At 64.2% G+C, this 21,133-nt stretch carries 17 protein-coding genes; 11 read left to right on the top strand and 6 right to left on the bottom strand.

Annotated features, from left to right (window positions below; all coding sequences use genetic code 11):
* Positions 1-46: 46 nt before the first annotated feature.
* From D3242_RS11500 to D3242_RS11490, 3 genes are all read right to left on the bottom strand, one after another.
* Complete coding sequence (locus tag D3242_RS11500; protein WP_064984408.1) at positions 47-1,627, bottom strand: 5-guanidino-2-oxopentanoate decarboxylase; 1,581 nt, start codon at positions 1,625-1,627, stop codon at positions 47-49.
* Positions 1,628-1,719: 92 nt separating this feature from the next.
* Positions 1,720-2,370, bottom strand: a complete 651-nt coding sequence (locus D3242_RS11495; protein WP_064984407.1) for a TetR family transcriptional regulator C-terminal domain-containing protein — start codon at positions 2,368-2,370, stop codon at positions 1,720-1,722.
* A complete protein-coding gene (locus D3242_RS11490; RefSeq protein ID WP_019862785.1) occupies positions 2,367-3,239 on the bottom strand; it encodes a dimethylarginine dimethylaminohydrolase family protein in 873 nt (290 codons plus the stop codon). Before D3242_RS11490 ends, D3242_RS11495 begins: the two co-directional genes overlap by 4 nt.
* Positions 3,240-3,453: 214 nt before the next feature.
* On the opposite strand from D3242_RS11490, the gene D3242_RS11485 reads away from it, so the two are divergent.
* The 5 genes from D3242_RS11485 (at position 3,454) to D3242_RS11465 (ending at position 7,954) form a co-directional block, all read left to right on the top strand.
* Positions 3,454-4,269 carry an ABC transporter ATP-binding protein gene (locus D3242_RS11485; protein WP_019862784.1) on the top strand — a complete coding sequence of 272 codons (816 nt, stop codon included), beginning with the start codon at positions 3,454-3,456 and terminating at the stop codon, positions 4,267-4,269.
* A gap of 54 nt (positions 4,270-4,323) precedes the next feature.
* Complete coding sequence (locus D3242_RS11480; protein ID WP_010913030.1) at positions 4,324-5,121, top strand: transporter substrate-binding domain-containing protein; 798 nt, start codon at positions 4,324-4,326, stop codon at positions 5,119-5,121.
* Between the two features lie 206 nt (positions 5,122-5,327).
* Complete coding sequence (locus D3242_RS11475; RefSeq protein WP_019862781.1) at positions 5,328-5,993, top strand: ABC transporter permease; 666 nt, start codon at positions 5,328-5,330, stop codon at positions 5,991-5,993.
* Positions 5,993-6,802, top strand: a complete 810-nt coding sequence (locus D3242_RS11470) for an ABC transporter permease (RefSeq protein WP_064984701.1) — start codon at positions 5,993-5,995, stop codon at positions 6,800-6,802. The genes D3242_RS11475 and D3242_RS11470 overlap by 1 nt, the downstream gene beginning before the upstream one ends.
* A gap of 150 nt (positions 6,803-6,952) precedes the next feature.
* The gene (locus D3242_RS11465) at positions 6,953-7,954 is read left to right on the top strand and encodes an Ldh family oxidoreductase (RefSeq protein WP_019862779.1); all 1,002 of its coding nucleotides are present in this window, start codon (positions 6,953-6,955) and stop codon (positions 7,952-7,954) included.
* A 48-nt stretch (positions 7,955-8,002) separates the two neighbouring features.
* On the opposite strand, the gene D3242_RS11460 is transcribed toward D3242_RS11465, so the two are convergent.
* On the bottom strand, positions 8,003-9,139 hold the full coding sequence (locus D3242_RS11460; RefSeq protein ID WP_064984699.1) for a DJ-1/PfpI family protein: 1,137 nt from the start codon (positions 9,137-9,139) through the stop codon (positions 8,003-8,005).
* Positions 9,140-9,227: 88 nt separating this feature from the next.
* Here D3242_RS11460 and D3242_RS11455 point away from each other — a divergent pair, with 88 nt between their 5' ends.
* From D3242_RS11455 to D3242_RS11445, 3 genes are all read left to right on the top strand, one after another.
* Positions 9,228-10,184, top strand: a complete 957-nt coding sequence (locus D3242_RS11455) for a GlxA family transcriptional regulator (protein ID WP_027047669.1) — start codon at positions 9,228-9,230, stop codon at positions 10,182-10,184.
* A gap of 360 nt (positions 10,185-10,544) precedes the next feature.
* Complete coding sequence (locus tag D3242_RS11450; protein ID WP_019862777.1) at positions 10,545-10,997, top strand: DoxX family protein; 453 nt, start codon at positions 10,545-10,547, stop codon at positions 10,995-10,997.
* Between the two features lie 110 nt (positions 10,998-11,107).
* Positions 11,108-12,085, top strand: coding sequence for a complex I NDUFA9 subunit family protein (locus D3242_RS11445; RefSeq protein WP_064984697.1), 978 nt, complete (start codon positions 11,108-11,110; stop codon positions 12,083-12,085).
* A 27-nt stretch (positions 12,086-12,112) separates the two neighbouring features.
* Here D3242_RS11445 and D3242_RS11440 read toward each other — a convergent pair whose 3' ends face one another.
* Positions 12,113-13,480 (bottom strand): cytochrome P450, encoded by a 1,368-nt coding sequence (locus D3242_RS11440; protein WP_064984405.1) that lies wholly within the window; start codon positions 13,478-13,480, stop codon positions 12,113-12,115.
* Between the two features lie 201 nt (positions 13,481-13,681).
* Here D3242_RS11440 and D3242_RS11435 point away from each other — a divergent pair, with 201 nt between their 5' ends.
* The 3 genes from D3242_RS11435 (at position 13,682) to gyrB (ending at position 19,588) form a co-directional block, all read left to right on the top strand.
* Positions 13,682-14,251, top strand: a complete 570-nt coding sequence (locus D3242_RS11435; protein WP_038651623.1) for an NADPH-dependent FMN reductase — start codon at positions 13,682-13,684, stop codon at positions 14,249-14,251.
* A gap of 89 nt (positions 14,252-14,340) precedes the next feature.
* Complete coding sequence (locus D3242_RS11430) at positions 14,341-16,971, top strand: caspase family protein (protein WP_064984404.1); 2,631 nt, start codon at positions 14,341-14,343, stop codon at positions 16,969-16,971.
* A gap of 145 nt (positions 16,972-17,116) precedes the next feature.
* A complete protein-coding gene (gene gyrB, locus D3242_RS11425) occupies positions 17,117-19,588 on the top strand; it encodes a DNA topoisomerase (ATP-hydrolyzing) subunit B (RefSeq protein ID WP_019862771.1) in 2,472 nt (823 codons plus the stop codon).
* Between the two features lie 179 nt (positions 19,589-19,767).
* Here gyrB and D3242_RS11420 read toward each other — a convergent pair whose 3' ends face one another.
* Positions 19,768-20,916, bottom strand: a complete 1,149-nt coding sequence (locus D3242_RS11420) for an alpha/beta hydrolase family protein (protein WP_064984402.1) — start codon at positions 20,914-20,916, stop codon at positions 19,768-19,770.
* Positions 20,917-21,133 lie beyond the last annotated feature (217 nt).

Raw genomic sequence — 21,133 nt, 5'->3', positions numbered from 1 at the left:
ACGAAGGGTCCGATGCAGACGAGAGATCAACGCTGGGCTGAAGCCTTCAATCGACGGTGATTTCGATGACGCAAGGCAATCCGGTTGCCCGGGCGCGCTTCAGGGCCTGCGGCAAGGCGCCGATATCGGCGAGCCGTTCTGCTGATATGCCATAGGCTTCGGCCAGCTTGCAGAAATCCGGCGGCGCCGGCGAGACCCCGACGGGCTCGACGCCGACATCGAGCATCGAGGTCTCGATCTCGCGATAGCCCCTGTTGTTCCAGACCACGAAGATGACCGGCGCCTTTGCATCGAGCGCCGCGCCAAGTTCCGGTAAGGTGAACTGGAAGCCGCCATCGCCGGTCAGGCAGACAACCGGCGCATCGGGCACGGCAAGTGCGGCGCCGATTGCCGCCGGCGGGCCGTAACCAAGCGCGCCGAAGCCGGTGGCGGCGTTGAACCAGCCGCCTGGCCGGTCGTGATCGTAATAGAGATTGGCGGCGTAGACCGGCTGCGTCGAATCGCCGACGACGATGGCGCCCGGCAAGGCATCGCGGATCATCTCCACGGCATGCACCTGCGCCAGATAGGCCGGGCTCAGCTCGGCGGATGCCGCCTTGCGTGCGGCGGCGGCGCGCGCCTCGCCGTCCGGCGCGGCAGGATGAGCGGGGCCGATCGCGGCGAGCAAGGCTTGGATCGCCTCGGCGCAGTCGGCCTGGATGCCGACCGTCACCGGGCGGCGTGCGAGCTGGTCGGCGCCGATGTCGATGCGAATCAGGTTGGATGGCAGCACAAAGCCGCCGTCGCCATAGCCGTCATAGTCGGTCGGGCCGAATTCGGTGCCGGCGGCAATCACCAGATCGGCCTCAGCCATCAGCGCCCGAACCGCCCTCAGGCTTGGGCTTGCCGGCACGCAGAGCGGGTGGCGGTGCAGCAGGCCGCGCGCATTGGTGGTCTCGACGACCGGCGCGCCCAGTGTCTCGGCCAGGCGCCGCAGCGCCGTCTCGGCCCGCTTGGCGCCGCCTCCGGCCAGGATCAGCGGGCGGCGCGCTACGGCGATGAGTTTGGCAGCACTGGCAATGGCCGCGCCATCCGGCGCCGGCGGCGCCGCGTTGCTCAACAATGCCGCGATGCCGTCGCCCGGTTCGACCATGACATCGGTCGGGATCTCGATGTGCACCGGACCTGGCCGCGAGGATGAAAACAGCGCGAAGGCCTGTGCCAGCGCGTCAGGCAATTCGCTTGCCTCGGTGACGCGCCGCGACAACAGCGCCACCTTTTCTATCATGCCGCGCTGGTCCGGGAGCTCATGCAGGAAGCCCAGCCCCTTGCCCAGCGTCGGCATTGCGTTGACGCCTGATATGACCAGCATCGGCACCGAATCGGCGCGCGCCTGGCCCATGGCGGTGATGGTGTTGGTCAGCCCCGGTCCGGTGATGACGAAGGCGACCCCTGGTCTGCCGCTGGCTCGGGCATAGCCGTCGGCCATGAAGCCGGCGCCCTGTTCATGGCGCGGCGTGACATGGCGGATCTTCGAGCGCGCCAGGCCACGGTAGAGCTCGACCGTGTGGACGCCGGGAATGCCGAAGACGGTATCGACGCCGTGCGCTTCGAGCAGCGTGATCAGGGTTTCGCCGAGTGTTGTCATTGATTGTCTTCCCTTAGAGCCGATCACTGTTCGGAAACAGTGATCGGCTCGGTCCTTTGTTTTCAACGCAATTCCGGACGGAAAACCGCATCTCACTTTTCCTGGAATTGCTTTAGCGGCGCGAGGCCCAGTTCGGCCTCGACAGTCTTGATGCCGATCGCCGCCAATTCGCCGGGCGAGAACATCTCGCCGGCCAGGCAGCCTTCTATCCAGAGCCCGTCGATGATTGCATTGATCGCGATGGCATGGTGGCGCAACTGGCTTGCGTCCGGCTCGCGCCGTTCGGCGGCGAGCACCTCGGCCACAACGGCTTCCACCTCGTTGCGAAAGCCAAGGTAGCCTTCGCGGTGGGCGCGAGCCAGGCTTGGATCCGCACCGGCGCGGCCGATGAAGGTTGCCCAGAGCGAAAACACTCGCGCGTCGATGATCGGCACGTTGAGGTTGGCGGTAACGAAAGCCGCAAGGCGCTGGCGCGGCGAGGCATCTTCCATGGCCAACGCCGCTTTCGCCTGCTCGGTCATGCGGCCCATGAGGGCAGCATAGGCTTCCTGCAGCAATTCTTCCTTGCCGGGGAAATAGTGCCGGATCAGCCCGGCGGTGACGCCGGCGCGCAATGCGATGGTGCGCAAGGTGGCGCCCTGCAGACCACGTTCCGCCACGCTGTCCAGAGTTGCCTCGATCAAATCCTGCCGCCGCCGCTCCTCGCCCTCGCGACGGAACCTGCGGCGGGATGGCGCATTCATTGGCGCAGAATCGGCCGCGTCAGGCATGTCGGCCCGCCTTCACAGGCGATGCAGAGCGCATCGGCCTCGAAGATTTCGACCGTGCAGCCGGCGGCTTCCATCGCGGCCTTGGTCTTTGGAAAGCCTGCGACGGCAATGACCTGGAGCGGATTGGTCGGCAGCACGTTCAGGCTGAGGCCGTTGGAAGCCGCGAACTCTTCGGCATCGCCTTCGACCAGACGGATGCCGCGCGCCTTCAGCATCTGATAGAACGGGGCCGGCAAAAGCGGTGAATAGACCAAAGCAAGGTCATCGGCCAGCGGGCTGATCACCGACATCAGATGCAGGCAGGCCTCTTCGCCCTGCCACAACGGAAGGTCAAAGCCGTAGACCGATACGCCCAGCGGCGTCAGCAGGTTGGAGATCTGCTGGATGCCTTCCTGGTTGGAACGGACACCGCGCCCGATCACCAGCGTGCGCGCATCCAGCCAGACACAGTCACCGCCTTCGACCTGGCCTGGGGCCTCGACGCGGCCGAGGATCGGAATGCCCAGTCTCCTGTAGGTCTCCTCATGCAGCGAAGGCTCCCGGGCGCGCAACGGCTTGCCCATGGACAGAATCAGTGCGCCGCGGTTGGTCATCAGCGATGGGTCGTGCGTGAACACCGAGTCCGAAAGTCCGTCGGCCTTGTCCTCGATCCATTCGATTTCGGCGCCGGAGGCCGCCACCAGTTCAGCAAGGGCCGCGTGCTGCGATGCCGCTTTCGCTGGATTGAATCCCGGGCCATAGTGCCAGGCGGCTCTGTCGGCGTCGCGCATCGCGTTGGCCGCCGACCGCATCAGCACGCGTCGCAGCGGCGCTGCCATGGATTGTGATCCGAAAGCGCTCATCGAAGCCCTTTTTTTGCTGAAAAAAACCGAGAAAATTTCATGGAGGGCTATTTATACACTTGCGCAACAAGCTCGCAAGTGCCGTAATGGGCGGGATTGACGGGCTCGCGCCGTTGGGTCCATGCTGAAATCTGGAGCGGGGCAGTACAGCGTATATGTTGATTGGCCGGATAGACGTTCGACGAACTGCCGCCGACGATGCAGAGGCCAGCCGGTGAGCGCGGTGGAAGCTGCCGCAGTCTCATCCGGCAAGGCGCAGAGTGGCGCTGCCGAAGCAATCCATGTCGAAAACCTGCACAAGAAATTCGGCCAGCTGCATGTGCTGAAGGGCGTGTCGCTGTCGGCGCGCGATGGCGAGGTGATCGCCATCATCGGCGGCTCGGGCTCGGGCAAATCGACGCTGCTGCGCTGCATCAACTGCCTGGAAAATCCGACCAGCGGCATCATCCGTGTCAATGGCGAGGAGATCAAGCTCAAGGCGGACAGCCATGGCCACACCGTTCCGGCCGACCGCAGGCAGATCGAGCGCATCCGCTCCAAGCTCGGCATGGTGTTCCAGAACTTCAACCTGTGGAGCCACATGACGCTGATCGAAAACGTCATCGAGGTTCCCGTGCATGTGCTCGGTGTCAAGCGCGACGAGGCGATCGCCCAGGCCGAAAAACTGCTGGCGCGCGTCGGGCTTGCCGAAAAGCGCGACGTCTATCCGGCCTATCTTTCAGGCGGCCAGCAGCAGCGCGCCGCAATTGCCCGCGCGCTCGCCATCAATCCGCGCGTCATGCTGTTCGACGAGCCGACCTCGGCGCTCGACCCCGAACTGGTCGGCGAGGTGCTGAAGGTTATCGGCGATCTGGCGCGCGAAGGCCGCACCATGGTGCTGGTCACCCATGAGATGAAGTTCGCCCGCGAGGTCGCGACCCATGTCGTCTATCTCTACAACGGGCTCGTCGAGGAAGAAGGCCCGCCGGAGCAGATCTTCGGCGCGCCGAAATCCGAAAGGCTCAAGCAGTTCATCCGCAACATCGGCTAGGGACAGGCCGAGACGGAAGAAAACCGGGAACCAACAACAAACTGGGAGTTTGAAATGAAGACTGTTCTGAAGACATTCGCCGCGGCACTGCTGCTCGGCGTCGCCGCCATGGGCGTGGCCAAGGCCGATCCGGTCAAGATCGGCGTCGCCGCCGAGCCCTATCCGCCCTTCACCTCGCCGGATGCCTCGGGAAAATGGGTCGGCTGGGAAATCGACTTCATCGACGCCGTGTGCGCCGAGGAGAAACTCGACTGCGTCATCACGCCTGTTGCCTGGGACGGTATCATCCCGGCGCTGACCACCAAGAAGATCGACCTCATCGTCTCGTCGATGTCGATCACCGACGAGCGCAAGAAGACGATCGACTTCTCGGACAAGTACTACAACACGCCGACGGCGATTATCGGACCGAAGGACCAGAAGTTCGGCGCCACGCCTGACGACCTGAAGGGCAAGGTGGTCGGCGTCCAGGTGTCGACCGTGCACGCCGTCTACGCCAAGAAGCACTTCGGCTCCACGGCTTCCGAAATCAAGGAATACCAGACCCAGGACGAAGCCAACCAGGATCTCGCCGCCGGCCGCCTCGATGCGGTGCAGGCCGATTCCATCGCGCTTGGCGAATTCCTGAAGTCCGACCAGGGCAAGGCCTGTTGCGACCTGAAGGGCATGGTGGCTCCGGACGACGAGGTGCTCGGACCGGGCGTCGGCGCCGGCGTGCGCAAGGAAGACACCGACCTGAAGGAAAAGATCAACGCCGGCATCAAGGCGATCCGCTCCAACGGCAAGTATGACGAGATCTCGAAGAAATACTTCGATTTCGACATTTACGGCGGCTCGACGCAGTCGAACTGACGCCCCTCCGCATGAGCCGGAGGGCATGACGCCAACGTCGTGCCCTCCGGCCTATCCTTCCCACGCATGCCTGCCGCCGGCCGCTGGCGTCGGCAGAGAGAGCCAGCAATCCGGGGGCAAAGCTGATCGACGCGCTTCTTCCGGCCTCGGCGGCCGGTATCATCGAACTCCTCTCGCCCGCGCCCGTCGGCTGGGGCGGCACACTTATGCTCGGGTTGTTGCATTCGCTCGAGATTGCCGTCGGCGCCACGATCGTCGGCCTGCTCATCGGAATCTGCGGCGCCTATGGCAAGCTCTATGGCGGGCCTGTGGTGCGCGACCTGCTCGCGGTCTACACCACCGTGGTGCGCGCCGTGCCGGAACTGGTGCTGATCCTGCTGCTCTACTATGCCGGCACCGACCTGATAAACCAGGTGCTGACCGCGATCGGTTACCAGCGTGTCGATATTAGCGGGCTGGTGGCCGGCATAGCCGTGCTCGGCTTCTGCCAGGGCGCCTATTCGACGGAGGTCATGCGCGGCGCGATCCTGGCCATCCCGCAAGGCCAGATCGAAGCCGCCCGCGCCTTCGGCATGTCTCCCGGCCTTCTCTTGCGGCGCATCACGTTGCCGGCGATGCTGCCCTTTGCCATTCCGGGTCTCGCCAATCTGTGGCTGATCGCGACGAAGGACACCGCGCTGCTGGCCGTCGTCGGCTTCTTCGAGCTGACGCTGGCGACTCGGCAGGCAGCAGGCGTCACCAAGGCCTATCTGATATTCTATCTCGCCGCCGGCGTTCTCTATCTGGCGGTGACGCTGTTTTCGAACTTCCTGCTTGGCCGCGCCGAGAAATGGGCGCGGCGGGGCATGCCTTCGGTCAAGGAGGCACGCTGATGGCGGGCGAAGCGGCCATCATCAACACGGCGGCGCGCGCCTCGCTCTGGCTGCAGCCGCACCGCATCGTCCTCATCCTGATCGCGCTGGGGCTGGTGCTGTCGGCCGCCTTTTTCATGCGCTGGGACTGGCTGCCGCAATATTGGGAAATGGGCCTGATGGGCATCTGGCGGGCCCTGTGGATCCTGGCCGTCACCTGCGCGCTCGGCTTCCTGATCGCCGTGCCGGTCGGGCTGGCGCAGGCCGCCGGTTCGATCTGGGTCGCGGCGCCGGCGAAAGTCTTCTGCACCATCATCCGCGGCACGCCGCTGCTTCTGCAACTGTGGCTGCTCTATTACGGGCTGGGCTCGCTGTTCCCGCAATATCCATGGATCCGCGACTCCTGGATGTGGCCCTATCTTAGGCAGGCATGGCCGTACGGCGTTCTGGCTCTCACCCTGTCCTTCGCCGGTTACGAGGGCGAAGTGATGCGCGGCGCCTTTGCCGGCGTGCCCAAGGGACAGTTGGAAGCCGCCCGCGCCTTCGGCATGAGCCGCTGGAAGATCCTCCGGCGCATCTGGCTGCCGCAGGCCTTCTACCGGGCGCTGCCGACGTTGACCGGCGAGACCGTGCTGCAGTTGAAGTCGACGCCGCTGGTGGCGACGATCAGCGTGATCGATATCTTCGCCGTCGCCGGTAAGGTGCGGCAGGACACCTACCTCACCTACGAGCCCTTGCTGCTGCTGGCGTTGATCTATATGGCGATCACCGGCATTCTGGTCCTGGCTCTCAGCCGGATCGAGGCGCGGATTCCGGTCAAGGTCGGCTAGAGGCGCACCGATCGCGCAGACGGCAACGATGGAGATATCCGCCGCTTTTCTTGCAGGTGCGGACGATTTTCAACACAAACGCCGGCTCATCTGCTGCTAGGCACAGACCAGACAACGCAACCAGATTCCCGCAACCCCAGGACAGCCATAATGCAACTCAGTCTCGACCAGGCAAGAGGACTGTGCCGGATGGCGGCACTCGGCGCCGGCGCCAATGAGGAAGCGGCGCAGTCGCTCACCGCCTCGATCATCGCCGCCGAGGCGGAAGGGCTTTCGACCGTCGGCCTGTCGCATTTCATCGACTATCTCGAAGCGCTGGAAGCCGGGCGCATCGACGGCAATGCCGATCCGGTGATCACAAGGCCGGCGCTGGCCGTCTATCTCTGCGATGCACGGGGCGGGCTGGCGCATACCGGCTTCGACCGGACGATCGACGATCTTGCCAAGGCGGCAAAATTGTTCGGCGTCGCCATCTTCTCGCAGAAGAACGCCTATACGTGCGGCGCGCTCGGCTATTTCACCGGCAGGCTGGCGGCACAGGGGCTGGTGTCCTTCGCCGCGACCAACGGCCCGGCGGTGCTTGCCGGCTCGGGCTCGGTCAAGCCGGTCTATTGCACCAATCCGATGTCGTTTGCCGCGCCCGCCGCCGACGGCGCGCCTCTGGTCATCGACCAGTCATCGAGCGCCACCGCCTTCGTCAACATCCGCAAGGCGGCCGAAGACGGCAAGAAAATCCCGGAAGGCTGGGCGCTGGACGCCAGCGGCAATCCGACCACCGACCCGGCGGCGGCCATGAAGGGCGCCATGCTTGCCTTTGGCGGCCAGCGCGGCGCCAACATCGCGCTGATGGTCGAAGTGTTGGCTGCGGGCATTTCCGGGGCCAACTGGTCGCTCGATGCGCCCTGGTTCACCGGCGGGCCCGACAGCCCCGGCACCGGCCTGTTCGTGCTGGCTATCGAGCCCAAGCTGCTCGATCCGGATTTCGAACAGCGCATGAAGGACCAGCTCGACCGCCTGCGCCGCCGCTTCGGCGTGCATGTGCCGGGCCGCGCCCGGGCGGAAGCCGCCGAGAAGGCGCAGGCGCGCGGCATCACCGCGCCCAAGGCGGTGGTGCAGCGCATTTCCGAATTCGCCGAGCGCTATTCGGCCTGAATTGCGGCGGACGAACGCCGGCCGGTGCCGGGCCTTAGACAGTGCCTTTCACCGGGGATATTCGAGCTGCATGGCGACGAAGTCGGCCGTGCGTGCACCGTGGCGCGCCGAGATGTCTTGCAGCGCCTGGTCAAGCGCCCTCGCCGGCCGCGGATCGGCCATTGCCGGAACCAACCGGTCGACCGGCCAGCCGGTGGCGATCTGGTCAGGCAAGATACGCAAGCCGTCGCGGCTGACGATCGCGCCGTCGTTGCCGGCGAATGTGACCGCGCCGGAGCGAAAGGTTCGCGACCAGGCATCGGCGACCAGCGCCAGCGACACCTCATCCACGCCTGATGTCAGCGGGATGCCGAGCTGCTCATGATCCAGCACGGCAAGCGCGTTGCCGATCGCCGTCAGCGCGAACGGGCGGGTGAACTTGAAGACGCCGCTGTCGTGCCGCGCATCCCAGTGCGCCAGGCCCAGATCACGGCCGACGGCTTCGGCCTTGTCCCGGCCGGCGATGGCCTCGATCAGGGTCAGCATCATCGGCATCGACGCGGTGATCCCCGTTGTCGTCGCGACACCCTGATCGACGACGAAGCGCCGGTCGGCGACATAGTGAATCGCAGGATGTTTCTCGCGGAGCTCGCCGACGGAATACCAATGGGTCGTCGCCCGCTTGCCGTCGAGCAACCCGCTGGCACCGACCACCTTGGCGCCGGCGCAGATGCCGATCACCATGGCGCCCTTGGCTGCCTGGCTCTTGATCCATTTCAGCACCTCGGCGTCGTCGTCGCGCATCATGGCCGGGACGATGACGTAGTCGGCGCCGTCCGGATGCTCGGCGTCGAATGCCGCTATCGTCGCATCGGGCTCGATCTGCAAGGCCGGGTGCAATCTCATCGGTCCGGGCTGCGTCGCCAGCGCCACGACATCGGCGACATCGGCGCGCCGCAGGATGCCGTAGGGCATGAGATAGTCGGTGGTTTCGGTGCCGTCGTTGATGCCGACGATGGCGATCAGGGGACGCTGGCGCTTCGGCGGCTTCAATGCCGCAAGCGTCGCGGCGGCCTCCTTGGCATCGATTGCCGGCTGAACGGCAGCCTGGGACGCCGCCGGCAGCGACAGCAGCCATGCGGCACCCAATGCGAGGACAGCCGCCACGACGCCGAGACCACTCCACAGCATGATACGCAAATTCATGACCCAGTCCTTCCGATCGAAACACTTGACCATCACCCTAACTGCGGTAGGACTTGTCCGAAATGACATATATCGCGCAAAAACTGCCATGATCCGCAAGGTTGGCATCATCATTCACCCCGGCTTCCAATTGCTGGATGCGGCCGGCCCGGCGGCGGCCTTTGAGCTGGCGGAAGGCTTTTGTGTCGGCAGCTATACGCTCGATATACTGGCGCCCGGCGGCGGGGAGATCGAAAGCTCATCCGGCATGCGGCTCGCGGCCCGGCCTTTGTCGACGGAAGAGCCGCTCGACACCGCCATCATCTCCGGTGGCGAAATCATTCGCTCCATGGCTGCCGCACAGGAGATCGTCACCTGGCTCCGGGGCACGGGTGTGAGGCGAACGGCGAGCGTGTGCACAGGCGCCTATCTGCTGGCCGAAGCTGGACTTCTCGACGGCAGGCGCGCCACCACCCACTGGTGGAGCACGCACGACTTCGCACGCCGCTATCCCGCGGTGAAACTCGATGCGGAGCGGATCTTCGTCAGGGATGGCAGCGTGTGGACCTCAGCCGGCATTTCGGCCGGCATCGACCTAGCCTTGGCGCTCATCGAGGATGATCTTGGCCCGGCCATGGCGCGACGCGTTGCGCAGCAGCTTGTCGTGCATCAACGCCGCCCCGGCGGCCAGTCGCAATTCTCCGCCCTTGTCGAACTCGGCGGACGAACGGGCCGCTTTATCGAGCTGATCGGGTGGATGCGCACCGCGCTCGCCCAACCGCTGACCGTGGAGTGCCTTGCCGATCGTGCCGCCATGAGCCCGCGGCATTTTGCGCGCGCCTTCAAGGCGGAAACCGGCACCACTCCGGCCAAGGCCGTGGAACGAATTCGCCTGGAGAGCGCGCGGATCGCTGTTGAAACAGGCCCCATGTCGCTCGATCGCATCGCAGAAGAGAGCGGCTTCGGCGATGCCGGGCGAATGCGCCGCGCTTTCCTCAGAAGCTTTGGCCAGCCACCGCAGGCGCTCAGGCGGGCAGCGGCGGTTTCCCGCAATGGCGGCCGGTGACGTCCTTCGACGCATTCATGTCGCCCCGGCGGTACGATTTTTATCCGCCTTATGAACCTTCCTGCGTGTCGCGGCGACCAATGACTGTCCGGGTTGGGTTTGCCCGGTCGGTGTCTTTTGTCGAATGCGTCCAGGGCTGGGGCGGGCGTCTTACGCCATGCTGATACCGTCTCAGGTCAGGCCGCCTCGTTGGACCCTGGTTTCGACGCGAGTTCACCCGGAAAACCCCGCCTCGGCGGGGTTTTCTGCGTTTCGTCCCACGCGTCCGATAAACATGATCGTAAAAGTTAACTTTAGTTAACTTGACTTGATGGGATCCATCGGGCGTCTGCAGAGGTGTTCACACAGACAGGAGCTACGATGTCCGCAACCACCGACGCTTCCCGCGGCAGACTGATCATTCCGGCGCTCGGCCGCCTGTATTCGTCGCTGCATGACGCTGGCGAAACCGTGCTGCGCGCCGTCGCCGGTGCGTTCCTCGCCATCCACGGCTCGCAAAAGATCACCAATCCTTTCGGCGCCGCCGAGATGGTCGAAGGCCTCGGCTTCTATCCCGGCGCCTTCTGGTCGCTGCTTCTGGCCTGCACCGAATTCTTCGGCGGCATTTTCATCGCCATCGGGTTCTTGACGCGTCCTGCCGCTTTTGCCGGCCTGTTCGTACTGCTGGTCACAGTCTGGTTCCACTGGGTGACCATGGGCCAGGGTTTTTCGGGTGCTGAAAAGTCGCTTTTGTGGGCCGCGATCCTGCTCTTCTTCGTCATTCGCGGCGGCAACCGTCACTCGGTCGACGCCCGCATCGGCAAGGTGTTCTAACCAGCTTTCAAGAGGGGTGACGCGACGACGCGTCACCCTTTGCCTTTGGCGCAAAACCGACTATGAAACGGCTTCAGCCAAGCCATCTGGAAAGTGCGCCGGAGCCAGCCATGACCGAAATCCTGCAGACCCCAAAGCTCGTCGTCGTCTTTGGCGGGTCTGGCTTTGTCGGCCGCCATGTGGTGCGCGCGCTGGCCAAGCGCGGCTACCGCATCCGGGTTGCTTGCCGGCGGCCCGACCTTGCCGGCCATCTGCAGCCGCTCGGCAATGTCGGCCAGATCCAGCCGGTGCAGGCTAATGTGCGCGTGCGCTGGTCGGTCGACCGCGCCGTGCAGGGAGCCGACCATGTCGTCAACCTCGTCGCCATCCTGCATGAGACCGGCCGGCAGAAATTCTCCGCCGTGCACGAATTCGGCTCCCGCGCCGTCGCCGAGGCGGCGCGCTCGGTCGGTGCCGGGCTGACCCATATTTCAGCGCTTGGCGCAGACGCGGACTCCGAATCGGATTACGCGCGCACCAAAGCGCTTGGCGAGAAGGCCGTGCTCGAGACGATCAACGACGCCGTGATCTTCCGGCCGTCGATCAATTTCGGACCGGAAGACAGCTTCTTCAACCGCTTCGCCAACATGGCGCGCTATTCGCCGGTGCTGCCGCTGATCGGCGGCGGCAGGACCAAGTTCCAGCCGGTCTATGTCGGCGACGTCGCCGAAGCGGTAGCGCGCTCGGTCGACGGCAAGATCAATCGCGGCCAGATCTACGAGCTTGGCGGCCCCAATGTGCTCACCTTCAAGGAGTGCATGGAAGAGCTGCTCGCCGTGATCGAGCGCAAGCGCTTGCTGGTTCCCGTGCCGTGGTGGGTGGCCAACATCCAGGCCTCGATCCTCGGCCTGTTGCCCAATCCGCTGCTAACCAAGGACCAGGTGATGCAGCTGCGCGAGCACAACATCGTCTCGGAAGCCGCCGCCAAGGCCAACCGGACGCTCGCCGGGCTCGGCATCCAGCCGCAATCGATCGCGACGATCCTGCCGAGCTACCTCTGGCGCTTCCGCGCCGCCGGCCAGTTCCAGCAGCGCAAGCCCGCGGCTTGATTCACCGCAACCGCCTGAAAGCCACGCCTAGCGCGGCGTGACCTGCATGGGCAGCCCGCCTTGCGGTTGGGTCGTTAGCTTCTGCACCGGCCAAGGCTTGGTCTCGGCCGTCGTGTCGAAGCGGAAGCGCGACAAAAGGATGGCGAGGGCGATGATCGCTTCCTGCATGGCGAAACTGGCGCCGATGCAGACGCGCGGCCCCGCACCGAACGGCAGATACTGGAAGCGATCGATCTTCTCACGGTTGCCTGGGTGGAAGCGCTCGGGCAGGAAGGCGTCGGGTCTGTCCCACAGCTTCCTGTGGCGGTGGACGACCCAGGGCATGACCAGCACGGCCGCGTGCTTGGGGATATAAAGATCCTTCCACATCTCCGGCTCGATCGGCTCGCGGTTGATCGAGGGCGCCGGCGGATAGAGCCGGAGCGCCTCGTCGAAGGCGGCGCGGGTCAACGGCATGGCGTCCAGCCACTTCGTCGGATCGGATTCGCGCGCCAGCACCTCATCGATCTCCTGCTCGACCCGATTGCGCTCCCATGGCGATTCGGCGAGGCAGTAAAGCGTCCAGCCCAGCGCCCGCGCGGTGGTCTCATGGCCGGCGCCGATGAAGGTGATGATGTTGTCCTCGACTTCCGAGCGCGTCAGCCCGTCGGGACCTTCGGCCTTCAGCAGCAGCGTCAGGAAATCCTGCGGCACCGCATCGGGATCGCGCCTGAATTTCTCTTCGCGCATCTTGACCGTATCGGTCACGATCTTGCGGAAATAGGCCATGGTCTTGCGGCCGCGGATGCGGGTCAGCCGCGGCAGCCAGTCGGGCGCGCGCAAGAGATCGAGCGGATCGACGCGGCCCATGGTCTCGAACAGGCGGTCGATCTCGTTGGCGAAACTGCCCGGCTCGCCCGCGATCTCGCCGGAAAACAGCGTCTCGGCGAGGATATCATAGGTGAGCAATGTCATGTCGTGGGCGATGTCGGATGTGCCGCCCGCTTCGTACCGGGTGACGAACTCCTTGGTGCGTTTCAGCATCGGCTGGGCAAAGCCGAAGATATGGCGCGGCGTGAACACCGGCGCCATCGCCTTTCGCGAGCGCCTCCACACCTCGCCCTCGGCGGTCAGCAGGCCATCGCGCAGGATAGGCCGCAGGATCTTCTGGCGCACCGTCGCCATCTTGTAGTTCTTGGCGTTGTCGACCAGCACATGTCGGATGAGGCCGGGATCGTTGGCGACGATCAGATGGCCACCAACGCCATTCGCGGAAATCCACGGCTCGTTATAGGTATGCTCTCCCCACAATTCGAGCGGATTGCGATAGACAATGCGGATCATCTCCAGCGTCGAAGGCGGCGTTGTGCGCGGCTTCGGCGCGGGAGGAACAAAGGGGGCGGGCTGAATGTCCATGAAGTGCTCCGCTGCTCGCATCAATGTAGTGGCTGGCGATCCCCGCGTCCATGTGACCGGACGGCAGGCAATTCGCCGCGCGAAGCAGACGCTCCATTCATCCGATCGTGACCGCCAGCTCAGGCATCTCGCCTTGTCCGCCGGGACGCTCTGCCGTACTGACAGTCACCAACAGATACCGCTTGAGAAAGGAGCCCCGCCTTGAAGCACCAGTTGAGTATTATCATCGGCAGCACGCGGCCCGGCCGCGCCGGCCCGGTTTTTGCCGAATGGCTGGACACATTCGCGCGCCAGCACGGGAAATTCGAGCCGGTGCTGACCGACATTGCCGCGTTCCACCTGCCGGTGCTGGACGAGCCGCACCATCCAAGGCTTGGCAATTATCAGAACGACCACACCAAGGCCTGGTCGAAGGCGATCGACGCCGCGGACGCCTTCGTGTTCGTGGCGCCGGAGTATAATTATTTCGCAGCGCCAGCGATCGTCAACGCGATCGACTACCTGCTGCGCGAATGGAAGTACAAGCCGGCCGCCATTTTCAGCTATGGCGGCGTATCCGGCGGCCTGCGCGCGGCGCAGGCGCTGAAGCCGCTTTTGACGTCGGTGGGGATCATGCCGATCCCGGAAGGCGTCGCGCTGCCGATGTATCAGAAGCTGCTCGACGAGAACGGCGCCTTCAGCGCCAGCGAACAGGTGACCGGCGGGGCCAGGACCATGCTGGACGAGCTGTTGCGCTGGAGCGAAGCGCTGAAGCCGCTGCGCGCTGCCTGAACGGGCCGGTGTTGGCCAAACGCGCCGGCTTGCCCGCGCCTTAAAGAGGTGGAATGGTCGGCAGGTGACTGAGCCGGGGGCGGTTCGACTTGCGCTTGCTGTTTGCCTTGCTGCTGACGATTGCGACCACCGCCACCGCGGTGGCGGAACGGCGCGTGGCGCTGGTCATGGCAGAGGACGACTACCGGCTGGTGCGGCCGCTCGCCAATCCCATCCATGACGGCGAGGCGATGGAAGCCGCGCTTAAGAAGCTCGGCTTCGAGGTCACCCTAGAAACCAACCGGGACCTTCGGCGCATGCGGCGCGCGCTCGACGACTTTCGCGAGGATGCCAAGGGCGCCGATGTCGCGCTGGTCTATTTCTCCGGCCATGGCGTCGAAATCTCAGGCGACAACCGGCTGCTGCCGGTCGATGCCGACGCGTCTTCGCTCGATCAACTGGACAAGACCAGTCTGCCGCTGGAGGAGGTGCGCGATGCCGTCGCCGCGACCGCCAAGGTCGGGCTGATCGTGCTCGATGCGTGCCGCAGCGATCCGTTCTCGGCAAGCAGCGGCGAAGGGCGTGGCGCGACTTCGCTGGCGAAGGATGTCGCCGACAAGGTCAAGCCGGGCCTCGGCCGCGTCGGGCGTGCGGAAAACATCCTGTTCGCCTTCTCGGCCGCCCCGGGCGAGACCGCCGCCGACGGCACCGGCCAGAACTCGCCCTTCACGACCGCGCTGACCAAATATCTCGGCACGGATGGATTGGAGATCCGCTCGGTGCTGACCTTGGTGCAGCAGGAGGTCTATGACCTCTCGCGCGGCAAGCAACTGCCTTATGTCGAAAGCGGCCTGCCGAAACTGTTCTTTGCCGCTGCCGCCAAGGAACAACTGCCGGAGCGCGAACGGCTGCTGCTGGCCATGGCCGACGTGACCCCGGAAATGCGCGGCGAGGTCGAACAGATCGCCAGCGACGCCGATATGCCGCTGGCGCCGCTTTATGGCGCGCTGATCAGTTCCGACGCCAACCATCTCTCCGCCGACAGCCTGAATGCCCGGCTCCGCGAGGCCGCCGACGCCTTCGTCAAGGTGCGCGGCGAAATGAAGACGCTCGCCTCCGACGATCCGCAGGTGGCGGAATTGCGCCGGCAGGCCGAGGAACAGCTTTCGCTCGGCGCCTTCGATGGTGCCCGCGCTCTTCTCGCCAAGGCCGCCGACATCGACAATGTTTCGCGCCAGGCGCTGAAGGGCAATTTCGTCAGCCGCACCCTGTCCGAGGCCGCGACGCGCTTCCTATCCGGTGGTGCGGCGCGCGCCGACCTCGACTACGCCACGGCCATTAGTGACTATGAATCGGTGCTGGCGCTCTATGGCGAGGCCGGGCAGACCTCGCTCAACCTGGAACAGGCCGATCGCCAGAGCCGCACGCTGGAGGAACTCGGTATTCTCTATACGACGGTGGGCAATGTCGAGGCGGCCGGCCGCGCCTTTACCGCGCTGTTGACCAATCTCGAGCAGCGGTCACGTCAGGAAACCGACCCCAGCGTCAAGCGCGATCTCGCCATCAGCCACATCAAGCTCGCCAACATAAAGATGGTGCAAGGCGACCTGCCAACCTCCCTGGAGCACTATGAGGCGGCCCGGGACATGCTGCGGGACCTGACCGCAAGCGTGCCGGACGAGAAAGGCTGGCTCGGGGATCTTGCCATGGCCAATGACAAGATCGGCAACGTGCTGGCAACGCAGGGCGATGTGGGTGCGGCGGCCAAGGCCTACCAGCAAAGCCTGTCGATCAAGCAGAAATTGGCCGATGCCGAGCCGAACAGCGCCTACCTGCTGCGCGACCTGACCATAACCTATGATGAAATCGGCGACCTTGCCCGGACCGCGGGACAGTTGGACGACGCCCAAACGGCCTTTGAAGAGAGCCTGAGAATTCGGCTTCTGCTGGCCAAGAACAAACCCGATGACCCGGAGCGCCAGCGCGCGGTTTCTGTCAGCCACGAGAGGATTGGGGATGTACTGCGCGAGCGCGGCGACGCCGCCGGTGCGCTCGCGGCCTACAGCAAGAGCCAGGCGATCGCCGAGGAATTGGTACGCCGTGACCCTAACGACACCGACTTGAAGCGCGATCTCTCGATCAGTTACGCCAAGATCGGCAACGCGCTCAACGACCAGGAGAACTGGCCAGCGGCACTGGCTTCCTATCAGCAAGCGCTGGCCGTAGCGCGCGAACTTGCCGATGATGACCCCGGCAACACCGACTGGCAGCGTGACCTGTCGGTCTGCCTGGAAAAAGTTGCCGGTGTGCTTGATGCCCAGGGCAATGTCGGCGGCGCATTGGAAAACTACCAGGATAGTCTTGCCATTGTCGACCGGCTGGCCAAGCTCGATCCAGGCAATTCCGACTGGCAACGCGACCTGTCGATCACTTTGTCGGAAATCGGCATGCTGGAGACCAAGCAGCGCCACTTCGAGGGCTCCAAGAAGGCCTTCGAGGCCAGCCTCGGCATCCGCCAGAAACTGGCTCACTCCGATCCGAACAATGCGATCTGGCAATTTGATCTGGTACAGGCCTACATCAACTACGCGTATGTGGCGAAGGATCCGAAGGCCGTGCTGACCAAGGCGCTGAACCTGACGCTGGAGCTCGACCGCACAGGCCGGCTGGCTCCAAGAGACAAACCCACGATCAAATATTTGCGCGGCCTTCTCGCCAAATTGAACGCCCGGAAAAAATAGCCGGCTGCCAGCCCGGGATTCGGCCCGGAAATGCCCGCAAACCTTGGAAAAACCGCCTTTAGCGCCTATATCTACGTTATATCAGACGCGCGATTCGGGGCCGATTTTTCGCGCTGTACAAGCGGCATCTAGACAATAGGTTTTCATGAGCGACCAGACCGAGAACACCAACGGCGCCGAAGCCGAATACGGCGCCGATTCCATCAAGGTTTTGAAGGGCTTGGACGCTGTCCGCAAACGCCCCGGCATGTATATCGGCGACACTGACGACGGTTCGGGCCTGCATCACATGGTCTACGAGGTGGTCGACAACGCCATCGATGAGGCCCTGGCAGGGCACGCCGACCTCGTCACCGTGACGCTCAACCCCGATGGTTCGGTGACGGTGATCGACAATGGCCGTGGCATTCCGACCGATATCCACACCGGCGAAGGCATTTCCGCGGCCGAAGTGATCATGACGCAGCTGCATGCCGGCGGCAAATTCGACCAGAATTCCTACAAGGTGTCGGGCGGCCTGCATGGCGTCGGCGTCTCGGTGGTCAACGCCCTTTCGGCATGGCTGAAGCTCAAGATCCGCCGCAACGGCCAGATCTTCGAAATGAGCTTCACGCACGGCAATGCCGATGCGCCGTTGAAGGCCACGGGCAGCTACGAGCAGGACAAGCAGCCAGGCACCTATGAGGGCCGCAGCGGCAGCTCGATCACCTTCTTCCCGTCGGCCGAAACCTTCACCATGGTCGAGTTCGACTTCGGCACGCTGGAGCACCGGCTGCGCGAGCTCGCCTTCCTCAATTCCGGCGTGCGCATCATACTGACCGACGCCCGCCACGCCGACGTCGTGCGGCATGAACTGCACTATGATGGCGGCCTCGAAGAGTTCGTCAAGTATCTCGACCGGGTCAAGAAGCCGCTGATCGAGAAGCCGATCGCCATCAAGGCCGAGCGCGACGGCATTACGGTCGAAGTGGCGATGTGGTGGAACGACAGTTATCACGAGAACGTGCTGGCCTTCACCAACAACATCCCGCAGCGCGATGGCGGTACCCATCTGGCCGGTTTCCGTGGCGCGCTGACGCGCCAGATCACCGGCTATGGCGAATCCTCGGGCCTGACCAAGAAGGAAAAGGTCTCGCTGATCGGCGACGATTGCCGCGAAGGGCTGACGGCGGTACTGTCGGTCAAGGTTCCCGATCCGAAATTCTCCTCGCAGACCAAGGACAAGCTGGTTTCCTCCGAGGTCCGCCCGGTGGTCGAGGGGCTGGTCAACGAGGCGCTCGGTACCTGGCTGGAAGAGCATCCGACCGAGGGCAAGGTGGTCATCGACAAGGTGATTCAGGCCGCGGCGGCGCGCGAAGCCGCGCGCAAGGCGCGCGACATCACCCGCAAGAGCTCGCTCGGCGTCACGTCCTTGCCCGGCAAACTGGCCGACTGCCAGGAGCGCGATCCGGCGAAATCCGAAATCTTCATTGTCGAGGGTGACTCGGCCGGCGGCTCGGCCAAGGGTGGCCGTTCGCGCCAGAACCAGGCTATCCTTCCCCTGCGCGGCAAAATCCTCAACGTCGAGCGGGCGCGTTTCGACCGCATGCTCGGCTCCGACATGATCGGCACGCTGATCACGGCGCTGGGCACCTCGATCGGCAAGGACGAGTTCAACGCCGACAAGCTGCGCTACCACAAGATCATCCTGATGACCGACGCCGACGTCGACGGCGCCCATATCAGGACCTTGTTGCTCACCTTCTTCTTCCGGCAGATGCCGGAGCTGATCGAGCGCGGCCATCTCTACATTGCCCAGCCGCCGCTCTACAAAGTGACGCGCGGCAAGAGCTCGCAATACATCAAGAATGAAAGCGCCTTCGAGGAGTTCCTGATCGAGTCCGGGCTGGAGGAAGCGTCGCTCACGCTGGGCTCGGGCGAAGTGCGTACCGGGCAGGATCTGCGCGGTGCGGTCGACGACGCGCTGGCTGTGCGCCAGCTCATCAACGGCCTGCACACGCGCTACAACAGAGGCGTGGTCGAACAAGCGTCGATCGCCGGCGGTCTCAACCCCGACGTCTTCAGCGATCTTGGCCGCGCCAACGCCATGGCGGAGCGGATCGCGCAACGGCTCGACATCATCGCCGAGGACACCGAGCGCGGCTGGACCGGCCGCATGTCGACCTCGAATGACGGCAGCGGCGGCTATGTCTTCGAGCGCACCGTGCGCAGCGTCAAGGAATACGCCCATCTCGACATGGGGCTGATCAATTCGGCCGACGCCCGCCAGCTCGACCGCTACGCACAGCGCCTCAGCGAGGTCTACGGGACGCCGCCCGTGCTGCGCCGCAAGGATGTCTCCGAAGTCGTCTCGGGGCCACTGGCGCTGCTCAACGCCGTCTTTGCGACCGGCCGCAAGGGGCTGACCATGCAGCGCTACAAGGGTCTCGGCGAAATGAATGCCGAGCAATTGTGGGAAACCACGCTCGACCCGAATGTGCGCTCGCTGCTGCAGGTCAAAGTCAACGACGCGACCGATGCCGACAGCCTGTTCTCACGGCTGATGGGCGACGAGGTCGAGCCACGGCGCGAATTCATACAGGACAACGCGCTGTCGGTCGCCAATCTGGATATTTGATGCATGTCGCCCAAAACCGTGCAGCGGTTTTGGGCAAACGATATGCACAAGAGTCTGGAGCGGTTCACCGTTTCACGGAAACGGCGAACCGCTCCATCTCTTTGTTTTAACGCAATTCCGGACGGAAAACCGCTCACACTTTTCCTGGAATTGCTCTGCGCGCGTCCGCTGACTCCGCTTCAATGCGACGGGCTTTGAGACTGTAACGATGCGCTGAAGAAGTCTGCCAGGGCGGCGTTCAGGCGCTGATGGAACGCGGCCCGGTCAAAGCCGGGTGCGTCGATGCAAATTTCGGGAGCAGCGGCGCGCCGTCCGGCACCGCATGGCGGCAGGAACGCATAGTGACCCGCCAGGGGTTCGACACGATACTCCGGCGGTCGCGGCAGCGCCGAACGGATCTGTTCCTCATACCAGGGGTCGGGTTGATGCCGGTCGTCGGCCGCGCGCCATAGAAGCACCGGGATCTGAACCGCGGCGAGGCCGGCGCGGTCAAAGGTGAAGCCGAACGCCGGCGCGGCAGCCGCGATGGCGCGAATTCGCCGATCAGGCTGCCACGCATCCGGTGGCGGCTGGACCGCTTTTGCAACGGAATGGACCCCCGCTTTCGCCAACGCCGTGCAAAGATCGTGCTGCGGGTTTGCCGCACAGTATGGGTCGATCCTGCCGAGATCGGGTATTCCGCCCGCTTCGATCAGTACGGTGAAGCCGCCATTCGAGAATCCGAAGGCGCCGATGCGCTGCGGATCGATGTCGGCGTGCTCCTGCCAGTCCTTCAGCATGAAATCGATCAGCCGGCTTAGCTGGGCTGGCCGGCGCCATAACATCAGCACCTTGCTCTGGTCGTCGAAAGTATCGCCGGCGTGGCTGACCGCGGCGACGATGAACCCCGCTCTCGCCAGCGCGATCGCCGTATCATAGTGGCCGGCATAGGATCCGCCGCCGCCATGCGAGATCACGATAAGCGGCAGCGCATGGCCTTTTACCGGACCGGAAGGCGCAACGCGCTGGTGGAAGCCTTCCAGCGGTACATCGCGCGGCTCGGCTGAAGTCGGGTACCAGATACCGGCAGCCAGCGGCGCCTCTCCGCCATTGGGTATTTGAACCGCTTCGAAGCCCACGGGAGAAAGATGCGCGGTGTCTTCGGCAGCCGAACTGGCCGATGGCGCGCCGATCGGCGCACCAGCTGCAGCGGCAAGGGCCGCGCCCCAGGTGAACAGACCAGAGAGCAAGACCAGGCCGACGAAAATTGCCGGGCGCAGCCCGCGGACAGGAGCAGAAATCCGCCGGGCTTTTGCTCTTTGCTTCTTCTGGAATCTCTTCAGAGCCATTTGGCTTCCTGTTCGGCAAGGCACTTCGAAGAAAATTCGTCCAGATTTCCGCTTTTGCCCGACACGGCCTATGGGTCAAATCACAACAACATGATCACTTGAGCCATTGGTGCGGAGCGACGCTCCGAATTGTTCCATCGCCGGCAAACAAAATCATTTTATAGCCCGCCGGAACGGAAGCCCTCTCGGGACATTGTGCCAACATCGATCACAATTT

The organism is Mesorhizobium jarvisii, from assembly GCF_003601985.1.
GTDB lineage: Bacteria > Pseudomonadota > Alphaproteobacteria > Rhizobiales > Rhizobiaceae > Mesorhizobium > Mesorhizobium jarvisii.
This window is presented reverse-complemented; position numbering and strand designations above follow the sequence as displayed.

Excerpts from the sequence above, each read along its gene's own strand:
- D3242_RS11500 (WP_064984408.1), bottom strand. The coding sequence starts at position 1,627 with ATGACAACACTCGGCGAAACCCTGATCACGCTGCTCGAAGCGCACGGC.
- D3242_RS11495 (WP_064984407.1), bottom strand. The coding sequence starts at position 2,370 with ATGAATGCGCCATCCCGCCGCAGGTTCCGTCGCGAGGGCGAGGAGCGG.
- D3242_RS11490 (WP_019862785.1), bottom strand. The coding sequence starts at position 3,239 with ATGAGCGCTTTCGGATCACAATCCATGGCAGCGCCGCTGCGACGCGTG.
- D3242_RS11480 (WP_010913030.1), top strand. The coding sequence starts at position 4,324 with ATGAAGACTGTTCTGAAGACATTCGCCGCGGCACTGCTGCTCGGCGTC.
- D3242_RS11475 (WP_019862781.1), top strand. The coding sequence starts at position 5,328 with ATGCTCGGGTTGTTGCATTCGCTCGAGATTGCCGTCGGCGCCACGATC.
- D3242_RS11470 (WP_064984701.1), top strand. The coding sequence starts at position 5,993 with ATGGCGGGCGAAGCGGCCATCATCAACACGGCGGCGCGCGCCTCGCTC.
- D3242_RS11465 (WP_019862779.1), top strand. The coding sequence starts at position 6,953 with ATGCAACTCAGTCTCGACCAGGCAAGAGGACTGTGCCGGATGGCGGCA.
- D3242_RS11460 (WP_064984699.1), bottom strand. The coding sequence starts at position 9,139 with ATGAATTTGCGTATCATGCTGTGGAGTGGTCTCGGCGTCGTGGCGGCT.
- D3242_RS11455 (WP_027047669.1), top strand. The coding sequence starts at position 9,228 with ATGATCCGCAAGGTTGGCATCATCATTCACCCCGGCTTCCAATTGCTG.
- D3242_RS11450 (WP_019862777.1), top strand. The coding sequence starts at position 10,545 with ATGTCCGCAACCACCGACGCTTCCCGCGGCAGACTGATCATTCCGGCG.
- D3242_RS11445 (WP_064984697.1), top strand. The coding sequence starts at position 11,108 with ATGACCGAAATCCTGCAGACCCCAAAGCTCGTCGTCGTCTTTGGCGGG.
- D3242_RS11440 (WP_064984405.1), bottom strand. The coding sequence starts at position 13,480 with ATGGACATTCAGCCCGCCCCCTTTGTTCCTCCCGCGCCGAAGCCGCGC.
- gyrB (WP_019862771.1), top strand. The coding sequence starts at position 17,117 with ATGAGCGACCAGACCGAGAACACCAACGGCGCCGAAGCCGAATACGGC.
- D3242_RS11420 (WP_064984402.1), bottom strand. The coding sequence starts at position 20,916 with ATGGCTCTGAAGAGATTCCAGAAGAAGCAAAGAGCAAAAGCCCGGCGG.